This is a genomic window from Sphaerisporangium sp. NPDC049457, assembly GCF_055586705.1.
The window spans coordinates 160,990-182,681 of the sequence record NZ_JBVJHR010000015.1 but is presented as its reverse complement, the minus strand read 5'-3'; the positions used below and the strand labels follow the sequence as shown (position 1 = coordinate 182,681).

The window sequence follows — 21,692 nt, the reverse complement described above, 5'->3', positions numbered from 1 at the left end:
AGTCCCCCGAAATCGTGATGATTGTGGAAAACCGGGAGATGGGTGGTGCCCGTGCATTCACGGCGGGCCCTATGTGCGCCATGATGTTGAACCGTGGCACGTATACCAGGAGAAGGGCTGGCGAAGGGTCTGGCCGTCACCTTCCGCCACATGCTGAACAGGGCGGACACGCGGCAGTACCCCGAGGTGCAACCTGATCTGCCCGCACGCAGCCGCGGGGTCATCGCCCTGGTCGAGGAGAACTGCACGGTCTGCATGCTGTGCGCCAGGGAGTGCCCCGACTGGTGCATCTACATCGACTCCCACAAGGAGACCGCGCCCGCCCCCGAGGGCGGACGCCCGCGAGCCCACAACGTTCTCGACCGCTTCGCCATCGACTTCTCGCTGTGCATGTACTGCGGCATCTGCATCGAGGTCTGCCCGTTCGACGCGCTGTTCTGGTCGCCCGAGTTCGAGTACGCGGAGTACGACATCCGCAACCTCCTCCATGAGAAGGACAGGCTCGGCGAGTGGGTGGAGACGGTCCCGATCCCCCCGGCGCACGACCCGAACGCCGAGCCGCCCAAGGAGATCGCCGCCGCCTCGCGCGGCGCCACCCGTCCCGTCCGCGAACGCCCGGCCGCACGCCCCGCGACCGCCGCCGGGGCCACCCAACCTGAGGCGGCGCAATCCGGGGCGGCCCAATCGGGGGCGGTCCAACCTGGTACGGCCCAGTCCGGGCCGCCTCAATCCGAGACGGACCAGCCCAAGACGGCCCAACCCGGGACGGCCCAGCCTGGCGCCGTCCAGCCCGGCACCGCGCACGCCGCCGTCCGCGCCATCCGGCCCCCGGGCGCGCTGCCCAAGAAGCCCGCCCCGCCCCCCGCCGCCCCAGGACAGGCGTCTCCACCAGCCGGTCCAGGTGGCCCGGATCCGTCACCGGAGGGGCAGGCGAACCCGCCGAGTGGTCCAGGTGGGTCGGAGCCGCCGCCGGAGGGGCAGGCGAACCCGCCGAGTGGTCCAGGTGGGTCGGAGCCGCCGCCGGAGGGGCAGGCGAACCCGCCGAGCGGTGCAGGTGGGTCGGAGCCGCCGCCGGAGGGACGGACGCGGCCGGATTCGGGGACGGTGGAGGAGTCGTGACGTTCGCGTCGCCCGGGCTGTGGCCGCCCACCGGGCAGGAGATCGTCTTCCTGTTGCTGGGCGTGGTGGCCGCCGGGGCGGCGCTGCTCGTCGTCACCACGCGCCAGATCGTGCACGCCGCGCTGTGGCTCGTCGTCTCGTTCGGCGCGCTCGCCGGGTGCTACCTGCTGCTCACCGCCGAGTTCGTGGCCTGGGTGCAGGTGCTGATCTACGTCGGAGCGGTCGTCGTGCTGCTCCTGTTCGGCATCATGCTCACCCGCGCCCCGATCGGCCCGTCCGCCGACCTGGACTCGGGGAACAAGACGGTGGCCGCGGTGGTCGCCGTGGCGACGGCGGCCGTCCTGGTCACCACCGTGATCGACGGTTTCGCCACCGCCTACGCTCCGCTGGCGCCGGGGGCTGGCGGGGCAGAACCGCTCGGGGCGAGCATCTTCCGCACGTGGGTGCTTCCCTTCGAGGCGCTGTCGGTGCTGCTGCTCGCCGCGCTGATCGGCGCGATCGTTCTCTCCCGTACCGACATCGGCGGAAAGGACTGACGTGCACGTCGTCTATCCCGTCGTGCTCGCCGCGCTTCTGTTCTCCATCGGCGTGTACGGCGTGCTGGCCCGGCGCAACACGATCCTCGTTCTCATGTCGGTGGAGCTCATGCTCAACGCCGTCAACCTGAACCTCGTCGCCTTCGACGTCTGGCTCAGGGACGCCCTGCACGGCGGGCAGGTGCTCACCCTGTTCGTCATCGTGATCGCCGCGGCCGAGCTGGGCGTCGGGCTGGCGATCGTCCTCGCGGTGTTCCGCAACCGTCGGACGGTCGAGATCGACCGCGTCAGCGACCTCGCCGACCCCGAACCGGACCCCGAACCGGACCCCGGTCCTGAAACCGGCCCAGGTACCGGCCCTGGACCCGGCCCTGGAACCGGTCCGGCGGCCGGCCCGGGCGGTGGCCCGGCGACCGGGCCGGGCGGTCCGGGTGACGGACCCGGCGACGACCCGGGCGACGGACCCGCGGCCGGCCGGGATGGGGACCTGCCACCGGTCCCGGAGCACGACCGCCCGCACGGCGCCGAGGTCGTCCGAGCCCGAGGCGGTGCGGCATGAACACCCTGCCCGCGCTCGCGGCCCTGGCCGTGCTGCTGCCCTTCCTCGGGGCGGTCGCCGGCCTGCTGGGCACCCGCCTCACGCGCCGCGCCGCGCCGCCGGGCACGGTGGACCGGGCCGCGTACCGGAGGGCGGCGTGGTTCGCCGTCACCCCGACGGCGGTCGCCGCCGCGCTCGCGGTCTGGGTGCTGGTGGCGTACCACGGCGGCCTGCCGGGCGGCTTCACGAGCTACGTGCCGTCCGAGCCCGGTGTCCGGCCGCCCGGCGCCGTCGAGAGCACCCTGTCGGTGATCGACACCGGCGCCGTCCCGATCACCGTCGGCGTGCGCGTCGACGAGCTCGCCGCGCTCATCGCGGTGCTGGTCGGGTGCGTGGCGCTCGCCGTGCAGGTCTACTCGGCCGGGTACATGCGCGACGAGCCGCGCTACCCCTCCTACAGCGCGTTCATCAGCCTGTTCACCAGCGCCATGCTGCTCGTCGTCTACGCCGGGGACCTGCTGGTTCTCTACGTGGGCTGGGAGATCATGGGCCTGTGCTCCTACCTGCTCATCGGCCACTGGTGGGAGAACCGCGCCAACTCGCGGGCGGCCGTGAAGGCGTTCCTGGTCACCCGGCTCGGCGACGTCGGCTTCCTGTTCGGCCTGTTCACCCTCGGCCTGGCCGCGGGAAGCTTCCGCGTCTCCACGGTCCTGGAGCGCGTGCCGCAGCTGTCCACCGGCACACTGGTCGCCGCGACGCTGCTCCTGCTGCTCGGCGTCGCGGGCAAGAGCGCGCAGGTGCCGCTGCACACCTGGCTGCCGGACGCGATGGCGGGCCCCACGCCGATAAGCGCGCTCATCCACGCCGCCACGATGGTCGCGGCCGGCATCTTCGTCGTCGCCCGGCTGTACCCGGCGTTCCTCGGCGCCCGGCCGTCGCTCGACCTGCTCGCCGTGATGGCCGCCCTCGGCATGCTCGGCGCCGCGCTCGCCGCCCTGGCCCAGGACGACCTCAAACGGGTGCTCGCCTACTCGACGATCAGCCAGCTCGCGTACATGGCCGGCGCCCTCGCCGCCGGGTCCGACCAGGCCGCGATCTTCCACCTGGTCACCCACGGCGCGTTCAAGGCGCTGCTGTTCCTCGGGGCGGGCGCGGTCATCCACGCCGTCGGCTCCAACCTGATGAGCGACATGGGCGGCCTCCGCCGGTCCATGACGGTCACTTTCCCCGCCATGACCATCGGCTTCGCCGCCCTGATGGGTCTGCCTCCCGCCAGCGGGTTCTTCAGCAAGGACGCCGTGCTCGCCGCCGTCGAGCACGCGGCGGGCCAGGCCGCGCCGCTGACCGACGCCGCCGCCTGGCTGCTGTACGCCTGCGCGTTGCTGACCGTCGGCGTGACCGGCGCCTACGCGACCCGCGCGTGGCTTCGCACCTTCTTCGGCGCGAGCCGCGTGCGCCACGTCCCGCTGCCCGAGCCGGATCCGGGGGTCGCGCACGTCTGGGACGGCCGCGAGGCGCCGGCGTCGATGCTGTGGCCGATCGGCCTGCTCGCCGTACCCGCCCTGCTGCTCGGACTCACCGGGGTGGCGCTGGTCGAGTGGTCCTCCGCGGTGGTCAGCACGCTCGTGGCCCTGCTGGGCGCGGGCGTCGTGTACGCGTCCTGGCGCGCCGACCCGGCGGCCGACCCGGCCCGCGTGCTCGGGCCGCTGCGGGGCCCGTGCGAGCGCGCGTTCTCGGTGGACGCGGTGTACCACCGGCTGTTCGTCGCCCCCGTCCTGTGGCTGGCCGGGGCCGTCGCGCGCGCGGACGACACGGTCGTGGACGGGGCGGTCCGCGGCTCGGGAAGGCTCGCGGTCGGGCTCGCCGGCCTGCTACGGCGCGGGCAGACCGGGAACGCGCAGCTGTACCTGACGGGCGTCCTCGCCGGCGTCCTGATCATCGTCATCGGAGCGGTGGTGCTGGGATGAGCGCGAATCGGACGTACCAGGACCGGCCGGGCGCCGCGGCGGCCCGCGGCGGACGCCCGTACGCGACGTCGGCGGTGGTGCCGGGATGAGCGCGGCCCTGATCGGAGTCCTCGCCGTCCCCCTGCTGGGGGCGCTGGTCCTCGTGCTGTTCCCCGGCCCCGCGCGGTGGCCCTGGTACGGCGCGGCGGTCTCCGGCGCGACGCTGGCGCTCGCTCTGGCGCCGGCGGTCCGGTTCGACTACGCGCGGGCGGCGCGGCCGCAGTTCGAGATCGACATCGCCTGGATCCCCGGCCTGGACCTGCGCTTCCACCTCGGGATCGACGGCATCTCGCTGCCGCTCGTCGTGCTCACCGCGCTGCTGAGCTTCCTCTGCTCCGTGTACCTGGTGCGCCACCGGCCGGAACAGGGCCGTCTCCGTGCGCTCACCATCACCCTGCTGGTGCTCGAAGTCGGGATGATCGGGACGTTCCTCGCGCTCGACCTGCTGCTGTTCTTCGTGTTCTTCGAGGTCGTGCTCGTCCCCATGTACTTCGTCATCGCCGTGTGGGGCGGCGCGGGACGCAGGGCGGCGGCGCTGAAGTTCATCCTGTACACGCTGCTCGGCTCGGCCGTGCTGCTCCTCGGCCTGCTGCTGGTCTGGGCGCACACCGGCACGCTCGACATGGTCAGGCTCGCCGCGGCGCACGGCGCGGGCATGCCGCGGGCCGTGCAGATCGTGGCGTTCCTCGCCATCGGCCTCGGCCTGGCGGTCAAGGCGCCGATGTGGCCGCTGCACACCTGGCTGCCCGCCGCGCACACCGAGGCGCCGACCGTCGGGTCGGTGCTGCTCGCGGGCGTGCTGCTCAAGATGGGCACGTACGGCTTCGCCCGCATCGCCATCCCCATCGTGCCCGAGGGGGCCGCCGCCCTCGCCCCGTGGCTCGGCGCGTTCGCCGTCGTGGGCATCGTGTACGGCTCGCTGGCCTGCCTCGCCCAGCGCGACCTCAAACGCATGATCGCCTACTCGTCCGTCGGCCACATGGGGTTCGTACTGCTCGGCCTGGCCACGCTGACCCCCGTCGGCATGAACGCGGCCCTGTTCGGCAACGTCGCGCACGGCCTGATCACCGGCCTGCTGTTCTTCGTCGCCGGAGGGATCAAGGAGCGGTACGGGACGGCCGAGATCTCCCGGCTCGGCGGCGGCATGCTGGCACGCCTGCCGTATGTGGGCTCGCTGCTGACCTTCGCCTGCGTGGCCTCGCTCGGGCTGCCGGGGCTGGCCGGGTTCTGGGGGGAGATGCTCGCGCTGCTCGGCGCCTTCCAGCCGGCGCCGGGGCTGTCGCGCCCGCTGTTCCTGACCTTCATGGCCGTCGGCGGCCTCGGCACCGTGCTCACGGCCGCCTACTTCCTGCGCATGCTCTCCCGCGTCACCCACGGCCGCCCACCGGACGCCGCACCCGCATCGGCGTCCGCACCCGTGCCACCCGAACCCGAAGCCGTATCACCCGCGTCCGAACCCATATCGCCCGCAGCCGCGGCAGAACCCGCACTCGTACCCGAACCCGCACTCGTACCCGCATCGCCCGCACTCGCCGAGCCGTCGCCGGAGGCGCCGCCCGGCCCGTCCACGCCCGCGACCGTCCGCGGCGGCATGCCGGCGCCGCTCCGGGACGTCAGCCCGTACGAGCTGGCCGCCTGGACGCCGCTGGTCGTCCTCACCGTGGCGCTGGGGCTGTGGCCCAAGGCGTTGCTGGCCGTCACCGACCCGGCGGTCCAGGCCTTCCTGGGGGCACGATGATCCAGTCCATCGACTACGCGGCCATCGCGCCGCCGCTGATCCTGGCGCTGGTCGCCGGAGCGGTGCTGCTGCTCGACGCGTTCCTGCCCCGCACCGGCCGTACGCGCGCGACGCTCGGCTTCGTCACACTGGCGGGCGTGCTCGGCGCGCTCGGGACGGTCGTCGCCCAGGCCGTGCGGGGGACGCGCCTCGGCACCTTCTGCGTACCGGCGGACCTCGCGGCCGGAGCCGGTGGCGGTGGTGCCGCCGGAGTCGGCGGAGTCGGAGGCGCGAGCGGCGCGGGCGGGGTGGGTGGCGCAGGTGGGATCGGCGGCGCGGGCGGGCCGGGCCAGGCCCTGTGCTCGTTCGTGGTCGACGACATCACCCTCGTCTTCGGCGGCGTCGTGCTCGCCGCCGCGGTCGTGGTCGTGCTGCTGTCCATGGCCCAGCTCACCGACCGGGCGATCCCGCCGGGCGAGTGGTACTTCCTGCTGCTGTGCGCCTTCACCGGAGCGGTCACGCTGCCGGCGTCCCGCGACCTCATCATGCTGGTCGTCGCGCTGGAACTGGTGTCGCTGCCGGTCTTCGCGCTGGCCGCGCTCAAGCGGTACGACGCGCGCGGCTCGGAGGCCGCGCTGAAGCTGTTCCTCGTCTCGGTGATCTCCACGGCCGTGATGCTCTTCGGCGTTTCGCTGCTGTACGGCCTGACCGGGTCGGTCCACCTCGACCGCATCGCCGCGCGGCTCCCCGTCGCGCCCTCGGGCTTCCCCCACCTGTTCGACGCCGCCGCCGCGCAGACGGGCACGATCGCGGGCATGCCGGGCCAGGCGCCGGCCGGGGTGCTCACCGTGGCGATCGTCATGGTGCTCGCCGGGTTCGCGTTCAAGGTCGCGGCGGTGCCGTTCCACTTCTGGGCCGGTGACGTGTACCAGGGCGCCCCGGTGCCCGTGGCCGCGCTGCTCTCGGTGATCTCCAAGGCCGCCGGGTTCGCCGGGCTGATCCTCGTGCTCACCACCGCGCTGGCGGGGCAGGCGGGGCTGTGGGCGCCGATCGTGGCGATCCTCGCCGCGCTCACCATGACGGCCGGGAATCTGCTGGCCCTGCGGCAGCGCCACGCCGTGCGGCTGCTGGCGTGGTCCTCGGTCGCCCAGTCGGGGTACATCCTGGCCCCGCTGGGCGTGGCGGGAAAGTCCGCCGTGTCGGCGTCCGTCGCGTACCTGGCCATCTACGCGGCCATGAACATCGGCGCGTTCGCGGTGGTGATGACGGTCAGCCGGACGGCCGGGCGCAACGAGCTGGAGGACTACCGCGGCCTGGCCTTCCGCGCCCCGGTGCCGGCGCTCGCGCTCGGGTTCTTCCTGATCTGCCTGGCCGGCCTGCCGCCGGGCCTCGCCGGGATGTTCGCCAAGATCGTGGTGTTCCGTGAGATCGTCCAGGGCGGCGCGGGCTGGCTGGCCGTCGTCATGGCGGTCAACACGGTGATCGGGCTCTACTACTACATCACCTGGACGGTCCGGCTGTTCCTGCCCGCGGCGGTCACCGGCCCGGCGGCGGCCGGCCCGCCCGCCCGCCGCGCCCCGTCCCCGGCGGTCGCGGTCGCGATCGCGCTCGGCCTGGCGGCCTCCGTGGCGTTCTCGGTGGCCCCCCAGTTGGTGCTCTCCATAGCGGGCTGAGATCTACGGAACGTCGCCGGCCCCCGGCGCTCACGGCGGTGGCGGGCCGCCGGTTTCTCGCAGCGTGCCGAGCCTCGCGCGACGCGCGGCGGCGGCCCGCTCGCGAGCATGAATGGGAACGATGGGGCAGGTCGAGAACGTTGCCATTGAAGAGCGCAGCGTTCCGAGAGGGGGAAGCGTGCACAACAACGGCCTGCGTACCGCGGTCCTCATGGGCGCCCTGTCCGCTCTGATCCTGATCGCCGGATCATGGCTGGGAGGCGGCCGGGGCGTGCAGGTCGCCGTCCTCGTCGCCCTGGTGGCCAACGCGGTCGCGTACTTCTTCTCCGACCGCATCGCCCTGTCGGCCATGCGGGCCCGCCCCGTCGGCGAGGTGGAGCAGCCAGGCCTCTACCGCATCGTCCGCGAGCTGTCGACCGACGCCCGCCAGCCCATGCCGCGCCTGTACCTGTCGCCGACCGCGCACCCGAACGCCTTCGCCACCGGCAGGAACCCCCGGAACGCCTCCATCTGCCTCACCTACGGCATCATGCGGCTGCTGGACGAGCGCGAGCTCAAAGGGGTGATCGCGCACGAGCTGTCCCACGTGTACAACCGCGACATCCTCATCTCCTCCGTGGCCGCGGCGCTGGCCACGATCATCACGTACTGCAGCTACATCGCCGTGTTCTTCGGCGGCTCGGCGGACGACGACGACGGGCCGGGCTTCTTGGGCGCGCTGCTGATGATGATCCTCGGCCCGGTCGCCGCCGGGATGATCCAGATGGCGATCTCCCGGTCCAGGGAGTTCCAGGCCGACGAGTCGGGCGCCCGGCTCACCGGAGACCCGCTCGGGCTGGCCTCGGCGCTGCGCAAGATCGAGATGGGCGCGCGCGAACTGCCCCTCCCCGAGGAGAGCCGGCTGACCTCCGCGTCCCACCTCATGATCGCCAACCCGTTCCGGGGGGCCGGGGTGGGCAGGCTCTTCTCCACCCACCCCTCCACACCCGCCCGCGTCGCCCGCCTGGAACGCATGGCCGGCTACCGCCGCTGACCGCGACACACCGGCCTACCGGCTTGTCAGCCGACGCCCCGCCGTGAACCCTCCGAAGGCATGAGCCAAGCCCTATAGAGGCGTGAGCGTGAACCCTGGCCAGGTAGTGCCCGGCAGCCCTAGGTAGGCCCGAGGCACAGCCCTACGTAGGCCCGGGGCCGCTCATGAGCGATCGTGGGCGGGGTCGGTCTCCTCCGCCCGAAGCGCGGGCAGGCCGTCGACGCTCTCCCGGTTGTGCTTGGCGCGGTAGGCGCGCTTCTGCTGGATGTCCTTGCGCTCGCCCCATTCGTCGAGCAGCGTGCGGTCCTCCTGGTATGTCATCCGCGGCACGGCGAAGCCGCAGGAGTCGGAGATGCGGTCGCAGGCCACGACGATGACCGACCGCACGCCCGGGTGCGGGCCGAAATTGCCGAGGAGCCCGGCGAACTCCGGGTCGCCCGCGGTGACGACGCGGCCCCGGCCGGACAGGCGCACGATGTTCGGCGGGCCGGAGAACGCGGCGAACATGACGGTGATCCGGCCGTTGTCGCGGAGGTGGGCGATGGTCTCCACCCCGCTGCCGTCGAGGTCCAGGTAGGCCACCGTGGTGTCGTCCAGCACGGCGAAGGTGTCGGCGTACCCCTTGGGCGAGACGTTGACGTGACCGCCGCGCTCGGGCGCCGTCGCGACGAAATAGACCGGCTGCCGAGAGATGAACTCGCGCAGCCGGTCGTCCAGGCTTTCATAAACCTTCGCCATTTGCCCTCCTTAGGCCGATATATCCGACTTTACCGGAGGGCAAATCCGTCATTCTCCGGGCAGCCACCAGGTGTAAATGTCACCGCGCACCGCGAAGGAGTCGATCTTCTTCAGTTCGCCGTCGGACGGGTCGACCCGGCTCGCCGTCACCCGCGTGAGCGCCCCCTCGTCATTGGACCGCAGCCGCCAGAGCGTCAGCTTCCCGGACCCGTCCCAGTCGAGCCGGTAAGGGGTGTCCGCGGCGGGAATGTCGAGGTCGACGGCCGGAGAGACCGCGTCGGTGGACAGGTCGTACTGCCGCAGGCGCGGCTTGCCGGAGGTCGGGACGATCACGACGGCCACGGTGACCCCGTCGTCGGCGAGCGCGACGGGCGAGTTGTTCGACACGACCTGCGGCACCTCCCGGCTCTCGCCCGCACCGCCGTCGGAGTCGTACACCGTGAACTCGGTGGTGTTGTCCTCGGTGGTGCGGGACACCAGGATGCGCCTGCCGTCCGGGCTGAAGCCCTGGACGGCGCCCACCCCCGGCAGCTTGGCGATCTCCCCGGACCCCAGGTGGACGACGAGCGTCGGCCGCCTGCCACCGGCGTCCCCGTAGTCGACCACCACGGTGTCGCCGTCGGGCGACAGCGTGGTGTCCACGTCGCTCATGCCGAACCCCTTGGGGAGCTTGGCCGCGGAGCCGGGCAGGCTGTGGCCGCGTCCGCCGGCCGCGTCCCGCCACACCAGCCTGCGGTCGGACTCGCGGAAGTACACCACCCGCGAGCCGTCGCCGCTGACCGTGAACGGCGCGGCGGACTCCTTGTCCACCTTGCCGTCGGCGCCGCGCGGGTGGACGGCGGCCTCGGGCACCTTGACGGTCTTCCCGTTCCGCAGGGTGAGCGCCCATGCGCCGCACGGGACGGCGTCGTCGCCGTGAGGGCAGCTCGGCACCCAGGCGTATCTGACCGCCTTGCCGCTCGCGGCGGCGCCGGCCGTCGTGGTCGTGGTGGAGGCGGCTCCCGTGAACGCCTCCGCCGGGCCCGTGAGGGCGGTGGCCGTGGCCATGGCGGCCATCGCCAGAAGAGCCAGTGTGCGCGTCCGCTTCATGCGCGTTCCTTTCGTCACCCTCCAGTAGATGCCGATGACCGGCAGAAAGTTGAGTCACGATTGGGCGTCGCCCAGAACCTCCCCGAACACCGGCAAAGCGGCTTTGACGACAGCCCCTCATCGGAGATAGCGCACAAACAAATAACTCGGCCGCGCTCCTCGGCCCGCAGAAGCCAGTGTCTCCCGCCCGCCCACGATCCACCGTCGAACCATGAAAGTGTGGGGCGGCCTGGACATCGTTCAGCCTGTCGGCCGCCATGCCCCATGGTCGTGGGCTCGACACGTGCGTGGGAGGGCGGCCCGAGGCACAGGAGAAGACGCGTGCCCTGGTGGACGGCGTCCTCGGCCGTGTGCCCCGGATGTGCCCTCGGAAGATTCCGCCCTGATGGACCACCAGGTCGGAGCCGCGGGAACCTGCCGGCTAGCGGTAGTTCGTGAACTGCAGCGCGATGTCCAGATCTTTGCCCTTCAGCAGGGCGATGACATCTTGCAGCTCGTCCTTCTTCTTCGAACTGACCCGCAGCTCTTCACCCTGGATCTGCGCCTTGACCCCCTTGGGGCCCTCGTCCCGGATGATCTTCGAGATCTTCTTGGCGTGCTCCTGGTCGATGCCCTCTTTGAGGCCGACCACCAGGTGGTACTCCTTGCCGGACAGCTTCGGCTCGCCCGCGTCCAGCACCTTCAGGGACAGGCCCCGCTTGATGATCTTCTCCTTGAACACGTCAAGGACGGCGTTCGCGCGTTCCTCGCTGTTGGCCTTGATCTCGATGTTGTTCTGACCCGACCAGGCGATGCCCGCGCCCGTGCCCTTGAAGTCGAAGCGGTGCCCGACTTCCTTGACCGTCTGGTTCAGCGCGTTGTCGACCTCCTGCCGGTCGATCTTGCTCACCACGTCGAAACTGCTGTCGGCCATCGGTATAGGTGTCCTCTCTCGTCCCTCCGACCCTAGCGACCCTGGACGGATCGCGTGTGGATCAGGGCGCGCGCAACCGGTGTCACGGACACCCCTGAAGTCCGCTATTCTTCTACCTGTCGCCGCGAGAGCGAAGACACGGCAGGTTGCCCGAGTGGCCAAAGGGAGCGGTCTGTAAAACCGTCGGCTCAGCCTACCCAGGTTCGAACCCTGGACCTGCCACCAGGGATTTTCCCAGCTCAGAGGCCCTCCGGGGCCTCTTTTGCTTTGCGACTCGATTTGCTTCGCCAACCAGCCGGCGTGTCATCCAGGGCCATCGCCGTTCTCCTATTGACGCGACATCAAGGGGAGGCGGGCGGCTTGCCGAGTCCGGTCAGCCGGGCCAGGGCGGCGAAGCCGTCGTCGGTGCCGGGCCAGTGCCGGCGCACGGCCTCCAGTCCGGAGCGGCGCACCACCGAGCGCAGTACGGCGGTGACGATGATGGCGTCGTCGGCGTACCCGAGGACGGGGATGAAGTCGGGCACGATGTCTATGGGGAAGGCCAGGTAGGCCAGCAGCAGCGCGAGCCGGACGCGTACGCCACGGGGCAGGTCGGGATCGGCGGCCAGGCGGCGCACCAAGCGCAGCACGTCAGGTAGCAGCCGCAGCGCCTCGCGCAGCAGGCCGCCGCGTGGCCGGGCGAGGGCCAGCGTGCCGATCAGGATCAGCCAGGCGACCAGCATGGCGATCGCGATGCCGATGAGCAGGTCCCACACCCATGACCCGGTCATGCCCGCTCGCCTTCTCCCGCGCGGAGTGCTGCGATGCCGATGTCGGTGGCGGGTGCCTCAGCCGCCAGCGCGGCTTGCTCGAAGTCGGCCAGGTCGGCTTCGGCATCGGCGATCGCGACGCGTACGAGCGCGCCGGCGGGGGCGGCGAAGTAGTCGCGGGCGGCGATCTTGGCCAGCCAGGAGCGGAAGCGCTCCAGGTCGGCCTCGGACTCCTCTACCTCGGCGTAGGTGGCCCGGCTCCGCTCGCGCTCGCGCGTCAGCTCCTCGCGGAAGGCGGGCAGGCGCTCCATCACCTCGGCGTACTCGGCATCGCGGGCAGTGTTGAACTCGCCGATGATCTGCCGCTGTTCGGCCGAGTCGGTCAGCGTCATACGCAGCATCCGGGCTGTACCGCCCTGCTGGTGCACCCGGTCCAGCAGACGGCGCACCTGCCGCAGGGTCTGCTCACGCTCCGGCAGCAGGCACACCGACTGTTGCAGGTACAACGCGCCCAGCGAGCGCAGCTTGCGCCACACGTGCACACGCAGCGTCGGAGCGGCGCCCGCAGTGGACACGCTGACCAATAGCCAACCCAGATCTCCCGTATTGTCCGTCACGCGCTCATGTTACGTCCGTAACATTTCCCGGCAATGGCCGTGTCGAAGTGGAGGTGCTCGCGTTATGCGCCAATACCGCCCAACACAATGGCGTGGATCTCACCGCATGGTCGAAATTCTGTTCAGCGGCGTTGGGTGGCGCGTGGGTTCTCGATGAGGCTGCCCTGAGGGTGTGTGGGGCGCGGGGGAGGGGGCTTTCGCGCTTTCGCTCGTCGGTGTGCGCGTTCACACCGTTCGGGGAAGGTGGGCGGGGCCGGGGGGTGGTCCCGCCCATCCAGGGTCGGCGTGTTTCAGCGCCGGGTACGGCGTTGACGTGGTTCTACCAGGTGATCGGCATTGTGGTCAGGCCGTGGACGACGGTGAAGGAGCGGTATACGGGTTCGCCCGCCGGTCGCAGCTCGGGGAAGCGCCGCAGCAGGGCCGGGAGCGCGAGCCGGAGTTCCATCCTGGCCAGGGGAGCGCCGAGGCAGTGGTGGATGCCGTGGCCGAAGGCGACATGTCCCAGGGCGTCGCGGCGGATGTCCAGGTCGTCGGGGTCGTCGATGAAGGCCGGATCGCGGTTGGCGGCGGGAAGCGAGCAGATCACCATCTCGCCGGGGCCGATGGTCCGGTCGCCGAGCCGCACCTCGGTCGTCGTCATCTTCGTCGTTCCGCTGTGCACGACGCTGAGCCAGCGCAGCAGCTCCTCGACGGCGGCGTCCACGTGGCCGGGTTCGTCGCGCAGCAGCTTGAGCTGATCGGGGTGTCGCAGCAGGGCCAGCGTGCCCAGGGTCAGCATGTTGGCCGTGGTCTCATGCCCGGCGATCAGCAGCAGGCTGCCGATGCCGGCGAGCTCGGCGGTGCTGAGCTCGTCGCCATGCTCGCGCACGAGCATCCCGAGTAGGTCCTCGCCGGGGTTGTCCCTCATCGCGGTGATCAGGCCGGTGAGGTAGGCGCGGGCCTCCGACGCCGCGGCCGCGCGCTGGTCCGGGGGCAGAGAGGCGTCCAAGATCTGATTGGACGTCCGCTGGAAGGCGGTCCGATCGGCGTACGGCACGCCCAGCAGCTCACAGATCACCAGGGAAGGCACAGGCAGGGCGAAGTCGGTCACCAGGTCGGCGGGCGGCCCGGAGCGCTCCATGGCGTCCAGGTGGTCGTCGATGATCTGGCTGATCCTGGGCTCCAGCCGGCGCATCCGGCGGACGGTGAACTCCGGCGTGAGCATCCGGCGCAGGCGGGTGTGCTCGGGCGGGTCGGAGCCGATCAGGTTGCCGGCGCGCATCTCGGCGGTCTCCTTCTCGCTCGGCGGCGGCGCGCCGGGCGGCCGGAGCGGGGGCACCAGCGCGTTGCTGTACAGCTCGGGGTGGCTCAGCACTGTGCGGACGTCCTCGAACCGGGTGACCAGCCACGCCTCGGTTCCGAACGACGTTCGGATCTTGGCGACCCCTTCGTCGTCACGCAGGGCGAGCAGCTCTGGATCGGGATGGAATCCGTCTCGTCGCATATGCAGGGGCGGTACCGGATTGCGCACACAACCTCCTCAAGTCCCAGACGGGCTCATCGTCCGGATGATCGACGATAACCGGCGGGGAGGCCGAATTGGCGGTCTCGATTTGGGCAAGGCGTCGGACGGGTATCGGGGGAGGCTGGAAGCCTCCGAGGCTTCGGTCCGCTGCTCGATCATGTTCCGAGTGTTCACCGCGTCGGCGGCATCGTTGGTCGGGATTCGGCCGCCCGGCCGATACGCGCATCCCGATCGATTGTTCGTCGGTGGTTCCCCGAGGCGTGCTTGTTGCGCATGCGACAACGGTGAGCCCGATCAGCGTGCGGCGCCGGGGGCGATGCTTACCCAACTCGGTCGTCCAGTCGACGTTCGCCGGCGGGGACGCCGACGTATTGTCGGTGGGGGCTGTGAGGATCGTTGTCATGGCCAACCTCACGTCCGAGATCACCCAGTACTGGGATGCCGCCGCCGGTGCGTTCGATGACGAGCCCGACCACGGCTTGCGGGCCGGTCACACGCGTAATGCCTGGGACCGCCTGTTGCGCGCGTGGGCGCCTCCCGGTCCGGCGGACGTTCTGGACGTCGGTTGCGGCACAGGCTCGCTGTCCTTGTTGCTAGCCGCGGGCGGACATCGGGTGACCGGCGTGGACCTGGCAGCGCAGATGATCGAGCGGGCCCGGTCCAAACTGGCGGACGCCGGGCTCGCCGGGCGTTTCCTGGTCGGCGACGCCGCCGTCCCGCCCACCGGCGACCAACGGTTCGACATGCTGCTGTGCCGGCACCTGGTGTGGACCCTGCCTGATCCCCATGCGGCGCTGCGCGAGTGGGTCGCCCGGCTTCGCCCGGACGGCCGGCTGGTGCTGGTCGAGGGACGCTGGGGTGAGAGCGGGCACTATGTGGCGGGAGCGGACGCGCTGCCCTGGAGCGGCGGTGTGAGCGCGGCCGACCTGGCCTCCGCGGTGCGGCCGCTCGTGACGGATGTGCGCGTCGAACCACTCAGCGATGAACCTGACCTGTGGGGCGGCCCGGTGAGCGATGAACGCTATGCGCTCATCGCGCGTCTTTAGTGCGATGAATGGAAGGGTCGCCGGGTCCCCGGCGTAGGGCGGCGCTGTGTTCGTTCGCGTATTCAGGGGGAAAGGCCTGGTCGCCGGCGGGATGCGTGGGTGTGGGGTCGTGTGACCTTCCCGCGGTTGCGCGCCGGCGCTTGGCGAGGTGGCTCAAGGTTGAGACGACCGCGATGGAGACGACGAGCAGCGCGACGCTTCCGGCGATGTCGAGTACGTAGTGATTCCCCGTGATGAGTACGACCGCCGCCATGCCCAGCGGGAAGGTCCACGGCAGCAATGCCAGGCGCGGGTGTGAGCGCCGCAGAGCCGACCACCCGCTGTACCCGCACCACAACGACCATCCCACGTGCATGCTGGGCATCGCGGAGAACAGGTTCCGGCCGCTGTTGAGGTCTCGCGTGGCCTGGCCGTCGCCCAGGAGGTCGTACTGGGCGATGATGTCCACGATGCCCGGTAGGGCCAACCGTGGGGGCGCCATGGGAAGTGTCCAGAACGCGGGAAGGACGAGGAGGAGCATCACGACGAGGGTCCAGCGGATCTTGGCGTAGGACTCTGGATGCCGGACGAAGACCCACACCAGCACGCCGATGATCACGATGTAGTACAGGCGGTAGTAGTACACCGCCGGCATGATCAGGGCCGGGTGGTCGGCCAGCCACCGGTTCGCCCCCAGCTCGATGTCCAGGTGCAGGGTGCGCTCGACGGACTGCAGCGCATGCGCGTGGGCGGTGGCGGCCGCCGCCACGCCTTTCCCGGCGGCGGTGTGCAGCCGCGAGAAGGTCAGGATCACGAGCAGCAGACCGGCCACTTCGACGAGCGGGGCGGGACGACCGCCGACTCTTCCGACCAGTACGGCTGACCGGGCACGGGCGGCCAGGCGCGATAACGGGCCGGCGTCCATCTCGGGCGGGCTCACGACGATCACACTAGCCCTTGGGCGTCCTGGTCGTCCGTGCGGTGGCGCCGTCCGTGGCCTTTGGACGTACTGGCCGGTGCGTGCGGTGGTGCCGCTCATGGCGGGGAGTGCCCGGCGGTCGGCGGGGGCGTTGTCGTTCGGCTCCGTGGTGGCTTGATCGTTGCCGGTTCGCCATCAAGCGGTGGCCTGTGACCTGTGTGGCCGGTGGGAACATTGCGGCTTGTAGGAAGTATGTGGAGTTTCCCGACAAAGCGCTGTCGAAACTGCTAAGTGTTGTCGGGCAAGGATTCGCAGCAGAGAGGTTCGGCATGGACCGCGACGGCCACCCGAGATCCAACGAAGAGGACCCTCTCCAGCACATCGATCCGTTGGACGTCGATCGGGACGACGAACCGGAGCGCCCGGGCGGTGACGTGCTGTCCGATGGCTGGACGCCTGGACAGGAATCCGCTCACGCCCAGCAGGAACCTGCTCAAGCTCACAGGGATGGCTCCTCGGACCTCGTCTGGGCGGACCAGGAATGGGCCGAGGATCACGACAGCCCAGAGAGCCTCGAAGGGTTCGAGCATCTCTATCGCCCCGAGGACATCGAGGGGTCGCGCGAGAACGAGCGGCCCGATGGCGAGAACTGGGAACCCGGCGACGAGGGAGAGCGCGGCTTCCTCGGGTCGGGGTGGACCGGCGACAAGGACCTGCAGGAGGAGAAGAGCAGCAAGAACAAGGGGTTCATCGTCGCCTTGGCCGCGATCGTCGTGCTCGCGGTCGCGGGTGGCTGGATCGTGTCCACCTCCGTCGGCTCCACGTCGGAGGCGGCGTGCTCGGCCCCCGCCAAGTGCGCCTCGGCCGATGAGCAGGACCCGGCGCTGATCGATACCCCGTCCCCCGGTCCCAGTCTCACCGACCCGGCCGCGGACTCCTCCGCCGGGCCTGACGAGACGGCGCCTCCCAGCGAGACGCCCACGCCGACGGCGTCCCAGGGACGGCAGCCTCGCCAGCCCACGGCCCGGCCGACACCGACACGCACCCGCGTCCAGTCGCCGAAGCCGTCGCCGAGGTCGAGCGGTAACCCGCAGCAGCCGGAGAACCCTCGCGTCCAGGACGATCCCGAGCCCTCTCCGACGCCTCCGCCTACCACGCAGGCGCCCCCGCCGCCGGCGCCGAGCCCGACGAAGAACGGGAACGGCGGCCTGCTGGACTGGATCTTCTGAACCCGCGCGGCGAAGGGGCTCGAACATGGTCGGCCCCCTCCGCTCGCGTGCGGTCGAGTCAGTCCGCCGGGGGATGGCAGTCAGCGCGAGGGCCGGAGTGGTTCGCCAGGTCCTCGCCGTAGGGAAACCTCATCGGAGGGACGGGGAGGAAGCACTCCCGGTCACCACCTGGAGGAGGGCCTGGGTTCGGGCGGCGGGGGGTTCGGACAGGCGCTGGAGTCGCCGGCCGGAGGCGTCCAGGACGACCAGGGTGTTGTGCCGCGAGCCGGCCACTCGGACCACCAGGCGGCCGTCGGGCAGGTAGAGAGCGCCGATGAGACGGCCGCGCACCGGGATCGGGACCTTCGCGCCGGTGGCCGTGTCGACGATCGTCGGACGGAACCAGGCCGGCCAGGCGCCGTCGCCGCCCGGGTCGGCGGGGGAGAGCGTGCGCACCACGACTTTCTCGCCGTGCGGGGAGAGGCTCTGTACATGGTTGGCGAGGTTGACGCCCTTTACCTTGACGGACCTGCGGGTGCGCAGGTCGAGGCGGAAGACGCCCTCGGTGGTGCCGGTGTATCCGGCCAAGTAGCGTCCGTCGCCCGACCAGGCCAGGTGGCAGACGCCGGTGGTGGTCCCGGCCTTCCGCGTGCCGGTGCCACGGGCGTTCGCGATGACGACCGGCAGAGCCTCGGCCTCACCGCCGGACAGGAACGCCACCTTGGCGGAATCGGGCGACCAGACCGGGGTCAGGCACGGGGCGCCGGTCCTTGCCCGCTTGGCGATGGTGGTGACCTTGCCCGCCGCGCTCACCTGGACCGCGCCGCGCGCGGTGATCCAGGTGACCTTCCGGCCGTCGGGGGAGGCGGAGAACTGGCCGAGTTCCGGCGCGACTCCGAGCCGGGTGAACCCCTTGCCCGGTTCATACCGGGTCACGGCGTACCCGCGGTCGTACCGGGAGTAGACCGCGACACCGGTGAGGGGCTTGGGCACGGCGGCGGTGGTCACCGCCGAGGCGGCGGAGGAGGTTTGGGCGGGCGTGAGCACACCGGCGGAGGCGGGTTGGTGGGCCGAGGTGAGCGCACTGGCGGAGGCGGGGTGGTGGGACGGGGTCAGCGCGCTGGCGGTGGTGGGGGTCAGGGGGGTGAGCAGGGCGGTGCCGAGGATGGCGCCGAGCGGCATATGACGGTTCATGGAGTCCTCATCTCGTCTGTGCTGTGTTCGACGCGCCCGCGCGCCGTTCAGTTGGCTCCGGGGGCCTGCGATTGACGTGGAAGACGTGGAAGACGCCGTTGAGCGGCGGACTCCGGAGCTGTACCTGCCACGTGGCCTCGGGAAAATGAGGTGCCGGACCGGGGCCGCGCTCAGGAGGATCGGCTCATGCCTGAATCATGGATGATCGACGAGCTGGCCTACGCGGGTCCCGAGCACCTCGATCCGGAGTTCATCGCCGGTTACGACCGCAAGCAGGGCCATCCCGACCCGGCCGAGGACCTGGCCCTCCTGGAGGAGCACGGCGTGGGGGAGGACGCCACCGTCCTCGATCTCGCGGCGGGCACCGGCCAGTTCACGCTGGCCGCCGCGCGGCGGTTCCGCCGCGTGGTGGCGGTGGACGTCTCTCCCGCGATGCAGGACGCCCTGCGCGCGCGTGCGGCCGGCGCGGGGCTGACCAACATCGAGTTCGTCCGGGCCGGCTTCCTGACCTACGAGCACGCCGGACCGCCGGTCGACGCGGTCTACACCAGGAACGCCCTCCACCAGCTGCCCGACTTCTTCAAGGCGATCGCGCTGGACCGCATCTCGAATCTGCTGCGGCCGGGCGGAGTGCTGCGCCTGCACGATCTGATCTACGACTTCCGTCCGGCCGAGGCGGAGCAGGTCTTCGGCCGCTGGTTCGCGGGCGCGACCGCGGACCCCGCGGAGGGGTACACCTCGGAGGAGTACGCCGAGCACGTGCGCACGGAGTTCAGCACTTTCCGCTGGCTGCTGGAGCCCATGATCGCCGCGGCCGGGCTGCGGGTCGTGGGCAGCGCCTTCCGTGCGCGGGTCTACGGCGCCTACACCTGTCTCAAGTAGCTCAGACGCCCTCATTCCGCCGAGTCCGAGCGCGAGTCCTGTGAGGCGGCGGTCGTGTACGACTCGGCGGACGGCCTCGCCGAGAGGTGGTTGAAGATCGGGCCGGCTTGCTGGTTGATTGGCGGTGAGGGACCGAAGCGGTGTCCCGAGCCCGCGCGTCCTCGCCGCCATGGTCATCGGGATGTAGAGGACGTAGAGGACGTAGAGGACGTTAGCGGTGTCTTAACCGCGATGTCCGCGTCAGTGGAGGAAGGGTTCATATCTAGAGGCTTGGGTCCACTATGTCTACACACCGTGCGAATGGAAAAGGTGCTCTCATGACCTCCTCGATGTCTCGCCACGAGGTACCCGGCGGTGACATGTCCGACGGTGACGTGTCGATCCGCGGTCTCTCCCGCCGTGACCTGTTCCGTGCCGGAGCGGTGGGCGGGCTGGGCATCGCCATCGCCGGCAGCCTCGAGACGATCGCCGGCCCCGCCGCTCTGGCGCAGACCGGCGCGCAGGGTGCGGCCGGTTACGGCCCGGTCGTCGCCGACCCCGCCGGCCTGCTCGCGCTCCCGCGCGGCTTCTCGTACAAGGTCGTCGCGCAGGCCGGCAAGACGCTGCTGGAGACCGGCGAGCCGACCCCGAGCGACGCCGACGGCACCGGTTGCTTCCGCGCGCCCAACGGGTTCGTGCTGGTCAACAACCACGAGATCGGCAGCGACGAGCCCTACGGGGTTCCGGCCCTGCCCGGCCTGACCTACGACCCGGGCGCCAGGGGCGGCACGACCAACATCGAGGTCGACAAGAGCGGCGACCGCGTCCGCGAGTACGTCAGCGTGGCCGGCACCCACAACAACTGCGCCGGCGGCATCACGCCGTGGGGCACCTGGCTCACCTGCGAAGAGACCGAGCAGCGCAAGGGCGGCGCCTTCCAGAAGGACCACGGGTACGTCTTCGAGGTCGACCCGTTCGACCGCGCCGCCAACCGTGACCCGGTGGCGCTGAAGTTCCTCGGCCGGTTCTCGCACGAGGCCGTCGCCGTCGACCCCGAGACGGCCGCCATCTACGAGACCGAGGACGCGAGCGGCCCGAACGGCCTGTACTTCCGCTGGACCCCGCCGCGCGGCTTCCGCGCGGGCAAGGGCGCGCTGCGCAGGCTCGCCCTCGGCCCGAACGGCGACAAGGCCGGCACGCTGGAGGCCATGAGCTGCTTCAAGGGCGGCAAGCACATCGCCGACCTGTCCGAGGCGACCCAGCCCGGCACCCGGTACAAGGTCAAGTGGGTCAAGGTGCCCGATCGCGACGCCGCCACCACCTCGGTGCGCAAGCAGTTCACCAACGACCAGGTCACCCGCAGCCGCAAACTTGAGGGCGCCTGGTGGGGCGACGGCGGCGCCTACTTCGTCGCCAGCTACGCGCGCATCGACGACGGCAGCGTCCACGAGCACGACGGCCAGGTCTGGTTCTACGACCCCAAGACCGAGACGGTCACGCTGAAGACCATCTTCGGCGTGAACCCCGACCCCGAGAAGGACACGAACTACGACGGGCCGGACAACATCACCGTCTCGCCGTACGGCGGCGTCATCCTGGCCGAGGACGGCGAGGGCGTCTCCCACTTGGTGGGCGTCACCAAGCAGGGCACGCCGTACCCGATGGCGCGCAACGAGCTGAACGACAGCGAGTTCACCGGCCCGACCTTCAGCCAGGACGGGAAGATCCTGTTCGCCAACATCCAGTCGCCGGGCTACGTGCTGGCCATCACCGGCCCCTGGCGTCGTCCCTCCAACGGCGGCGGCCACCACTGACCGCCTGATCGCCTGATCGCCGCCATCACCGGCTGGTCGACCGGCTAGGACGACCGGTCCGGCCGGGGCGCTGACACGGCGCCGTCTCCGTCCCTTGGGGCGGGGGCGGCGCCGTTTCGCGTCCGGGCGAGGAGGCCGCCGGACTTCCCGGGTTCCACGGTGTCACGTATGCGGACGAAGAAGCGCTGGTGGAATACATGGCACCGCCGGAAGGTTGCCTAGGGCAATCACATATATTTGCCTCAGGCAACTAGATGCGGGCGGTTCATGACGTCCGGCCTGCTCACCCGCGTAGGGCCGGTCCCCCCGTCCGGCTCGGACACCCCCGTCCGGCTCGGACACCCCCGTCCGGCTCGGACACCCCCGCGTCCAGCTCGGATACCCGTCCGGCCCGGTCGGCGGCGTCCGGGCCGGCCACCCGCATCGCACGCTTCAGGCG

The 21,692-nt window shown here is 71.0% G+C and carries 18 protein-coding genes, 1 tRNA gene and 1 pseudogene; 12 read left to right on the top strand and 8 right to left on the bottom strand.

Annotated elements, in window-relative coordinates; all coding sequences use genetic code 11:
- Positions 1-93: 93 nt before the first annotated feature.
- The 7 genes and pseudogenes from ACZ6QO_RS23905 (at position 94) to htpX (ending at position 8,622) form a co-directional block, all read left to right on the top strand.
- Positions 94-1,119, top strand: coding sequence for a NuoI/complex I 23 kDa subunit family protein (locus ACZ6QO_RS23905; protein ID WP_465853805.1), 1,026 nt, complete (start codon positions 94-96; stop codon positions 1,117-1,119).
- Positions 1,116-1,655: an NADH-quinone oxidoreductase subunit J family protein gene (locus tag ACZ6QO_RS23900; RefSeq protein ID WP_465853804.1), complete on the top strand. Its 540-nt coding sequence runs from the start codon at positions 1,116-1,118 to the stop codon at positions 1,653-1,655. The genes ACZ6QO_RS23905 and ACZ6QO_RS23900 overlap by 4 nt, the downstream gene beginning before the upstream one ends.
- Before the next feature lies 1 nt (position 1,656).
- Positions 1,657-1,938: pseudogene (gene nuoK / locus ACZ6QO_RS23895) on the top strand (NADH-quinone oxidoreductase subunit NuoK); the annotation flags it as partial.
- A gap of 272 nt (positions 1,939-2,210) precedes the next feature.
- Positions 2,211-4,160, top strand: a complete 1,950-nt coding sequence (locus tag ACZ6QO_RS23890) for an NADH-quinone oxidoreductase subunit 5 family protein (protein WP_465853803.1) — start codon at positions 2,211-2,213, stop codon at positions 4,158-4,160.
- Positions 4,161-4,245: 85 nt separating this feature from the next.
- The gene (locus tag ACZ6QO_RS23885) at positions 4,246-5,937 is read left to right on the top strand and encodes a complex I subunit 4 family protein (protein WP_465853802.1); all 1,692 of its coding nucleotides are present in this window, start codon (positions 4,246-4,248) and stop codon (positions 5,935-5,937) included.
- Positions 5,934-7,589, top strand: coding sequence for an NADH-quinone oxidoreductase subunit N (locus ACZ6QO_RS23880; RefSeq protein ID WP_465853801.1), 1,656 nt, complete (start codon positions 5,934-5,936; stop codon positions 7,587-7,589). Before ACZ6QO_RS23885 ends, ACZ6QO_RS23880 begins: the two co-directional genes overlap by 4 nt.
- Before the next feature lie 178 nt (positions 7,590-7,767).
- Positions 7,768-8,622, top strand: a complete 855-nt coding sequence (gene htpX, locus ACZ6QO_RS23875; protein WP_465853800.1) for a zinc metalloprotease HtpX — start codon at positions 7,768-7,770, stop codon at positions 8,620-8,622.
- Positions 8,623-8,784: 162 nt separating this feature from the next.
- On the opposite strand, the gene ACZ6QO_RS23870 is transcribed toward htpX, so the two are convergent.
- The 3 genes from ACZ6QO_RS23870 to ACZ6QO_RS23860 all read right to left on the bottom strand — a co-directional run bounded on the left by ACZ6QO_RS23870 (position 8,785) and on the right by ACZ6QO_RS23860 (position 11,362).
- Positions 8,785-9,360 (bottom strand): pyridoxamine 5'-phosphate oxidase family protein, encoded by a 576-nt coding sequence (locus ACZ6QO_RS23870; protein WP_465853799.1) that lies wholly within the window; start codon positions 9,358-9,360, stop codon positions 8,785-8,787.
- A 48-nt stretch (positions 9,361-9,408) separates the two neighbouring features.
- Complete coding sequence (locus tag ACZ6QO_RS23865) at positions 9,409-10,449, bottom strand: TolB-like translocation protein (protein ID WP_465853798.1); 1,041 nt, start codon at positions 10,447-10,449, stop codon at positions 9,409-9,411.
- A 421-nt stretch (positions 10,450-10,870) separates the two neighbouring features.
- Entirely contained in the window at positions 10,871-11,362 is a 492-nt protein-coding gene (locus ACZ6QO_RS23860; RefSeq protein WP_465853797.1) for a YajQ family cyclic di-GMP-binding protein, read from the bottom strand.
- Positions 11,363-11,502: 140 nt separating this feature from the next.
- Between ACZ6QO_RS23860 and ACZ6QO_RS23855 the strand changes: the two genes are divergently transcribed.
- Positions 11,503-11,587 (top strand) — tRNA-Tyr (locus tag ACZ6QO_RS23855).
- A 116-nt stretch (positions 11,588-11,703) separates the two neighbouring features.
- Here ACZ6QO_RS23855 and ACZ6QO_RS23850 read toward each other — a convergent pair.
- From ACZ6QO_RS23850 to ACZ6QO_RS23840, 3 genes are all read right to left on the bottom strand, one after another.
- Positions 11,704-12,132 carry a YkvA family protein gene (locus ACZ6QO_RS23850; RefSeq protein ID WP_465853796.1) on the bottom strand — a complete coding sequence of 143 codons (429 nt, stop codon included), beginning with the start codon at positions 12,130-12,132 and terminating at the stop codon, positions 11,704-11,706.
- Complete coding sequence (locus tag ACZ6QO_RS23845) at positions 12,129-12,728, bottom strand: Chromate resistance protein ChrB (RefSeq protein ID WP_465853795.1); 600 nt, start codon at positions 12,726-12,728, stop codon at positions 12,129-12,131. Before ACZ6QO_RS23845 ends, ACZ6QO_RS23850 begins: the two co-directional genes overlap by 4 nt.
- 319 nt (positions 12,729-13,047) lie before the next feature.
- A complete protein-coding gene (locus ACZ6QO_RS23840) occupies positions 13,048-14,211 on the bottom strand; it encodes a cytochrome P450 (protein WP_465853794.1) in 1,164 nt (387 codons plus the stop codon).
- Positions 14,212-14,633: 422 nt separating this feature from the next.
- Here ACZ6QO_RS23840 and ACZ6QO_RS23835 point away from each other — a divergent pair, with 422 nt between their 5' ends.
- Positions 14,634-15,278 (top strand): class I SAM-dependent methyltransferase, encoded by a 645-nt coding sequence (locus ACZ6QO_RS23835; RefSeq protein ID WP_465853793.1) that lies wholly within the window; start codon positions 14,634-14,636, stop codon positions 15,276-15,278.
- Here the strand turns inward: ACZ6QO_RS23835 and ACZ6QO_RS23830 are convergent.
- Entirely contained in the window at positions 15,262-16,197 is a 936-nt protein-coding gene (locus ACZ6QO_RS23830) for a phosphatase PAP2 family protein (protein WP_465853792.1), read from the bottom strand. The two genes, ACZ6QO_RS23835 and ACZ6QO_RS23830, sit on opposite strands and share 17 nt — an antisense overlap.
- Positions 16,198-16,505: 308 nt before the next feature.
- On the opposite strand from ACZ6QO_RS23830, the gene ACZ6QO_RS23825 reads away from it, so the two are divergent.
- Positions 16,506-17,405 carry a hypothetical protein gene (locus tag ACZ6QO_RS23825; RefSeq protein WP_465853791.1) on the top strand — a complete coding sequence of 300 codons (900 nt, stop codon included), beginning with the start codon at positions 16,506-16,508 and terminating at the stop codon, positions 17,403-17,405.
- Positions 17,406-17,534: 129 nt separating this feature from the next.
- On the opposite strand, the gene ACZ6QO_RS23820 is transcribed toward ACZ6QO_RS23825, so the two are convergent.
- Positions 17,535-18,578 (bottom strand): hypothetical protein, encoded by a 1,044-nt coding sequence (locus ACZ6QO_RS23820; RefSeq protein ID WP_465853790.1) that lies wholly within the window; start codon positions 18,576-18,578, stop codon positions 17,535-17,537.
- Positions 18,579-18,764: 186 nt separating this feature from the next.
- Between ACZ6QO_RS23820 and ACZ6QO_RS23815 the strand changes: the two genes are divergently transcribed.
- A complete protein-coding gene (locus ACZ6QO_RS23815; protein WP_465853789.1) occupies positions 18,765-19,460 on the top strand; it encodes a class I SAM-dependent methyltransferase in 696 nt (231 codons plus the stop codon).
- A 317-nt stretch (positions 19,461-19,777) separates the two neighbouring features.
- Positions 19,778-21,253 carry an alkaline phosphatase PhoX gene (locus tag ACZ6QO_RS23810; protein ID WP_465853788.1) on the top strand — a complete coding sequence of 492 codons (1,476 nt, stop codon included), beginning with the start codon at positions 19,778-19,780 and terminating at the stop codon, positions 21,251-21,253.
- Positions 21,254-21,692 lie beyond the last annotated feature (439 nt).

Coding starts and splice junctions, on each gene's coding strand:
- ACZ6QO_RS23825 (WP_465853791.1), top strand. CDS start 16,506: ATGGACCGCGACGGCCACCCGAGATCCAACGAAGAGGACCCTCTCCAG.
- ACZ6QO_RS23870 (WP_465853799.1), bottom strand. CDS start 9,360: ATGGCGAAGGTTTATGAAAGCCTGGACGACCGGCTGCGCGAGTTCATC.
- ACZ6QO_RS23890 (WP_465853803.1), top strand. CDS start 2,211: ATGAACACCCTGCCCGCGCTCGCGGCCCTGGCCGTGCTGCTGCCCTTC.
- ACZ6QO_RS23815 (WP_465853789.1), top strand. CDS start 18,765: ATGCCTGAATCATGGATGATCGACGAGCTGGCCTACGCGGGTCCCGAG.
- ACZ6QO_RS23880 (WP_465853801.1), top strand. CDS start 5,934: ATGATCCAGTCCATCGACTACGCGGCCATCGCGCCGCCGCTGATCCTG.
- ACZ6QO_RS23820 (WP_465853790.1), bottom strand. CDS start 18,578: ATGAACCGTCATATGCCGCTCGGCGCCATCCTCGGCACCGCCCTGCTC.
- ACZ6QO_RS23850 (WP_465853796.1), bottom strand. CDS start 12,132: ATGACCGGGTCATGGGTGTGGGACCTGCTCATCGGCATCGCGATCGCC.
- ACZ6QO_RS23865 (WP_465853798.1), bottom strand. CDS start 10,449: ATGAAGCGGACGCGCACACTGGCTCTTCTGGCGATGGCCGCCATGGCC.
- ACZ6QO_RS23885 (WP_465853802.1), top strand. CDS start 4,246: ATGAGCGCGGCCCTGATCGGAGTCCTCGCCGTCCCCCTGCTGGGGGCG.
- ACZ6QO_RS23860 (WP_465853797.1), bottom strand. CDS start 11,362: ATGGCCGACAGCAGTTTCGACGTGGTGAGCAAGATCGACCGGCAGGAG.
- ACZ6QO_RS23835 (WP_465853793.1), top strand. CDS start 14,634: ATGGCCAACCTCACGTCCGAGATCACCCAGTACTGGGATGCCGCCGCC.
- ACZ6QO_RS23810 (WP_465853788.1), top strand. CDS start 19,778: ATGACCTCCTCGATGTCTCGCCACGAGGTACCCGGCGGTGACATGTCC.
- ACZ6QO_RS23840 (WP_465853794.1), bottom strand. CDS start 14,211: ATGCGACGAGACGGATTCCATCCCGATCCAGAGCTGCTCGCCCTGCGT.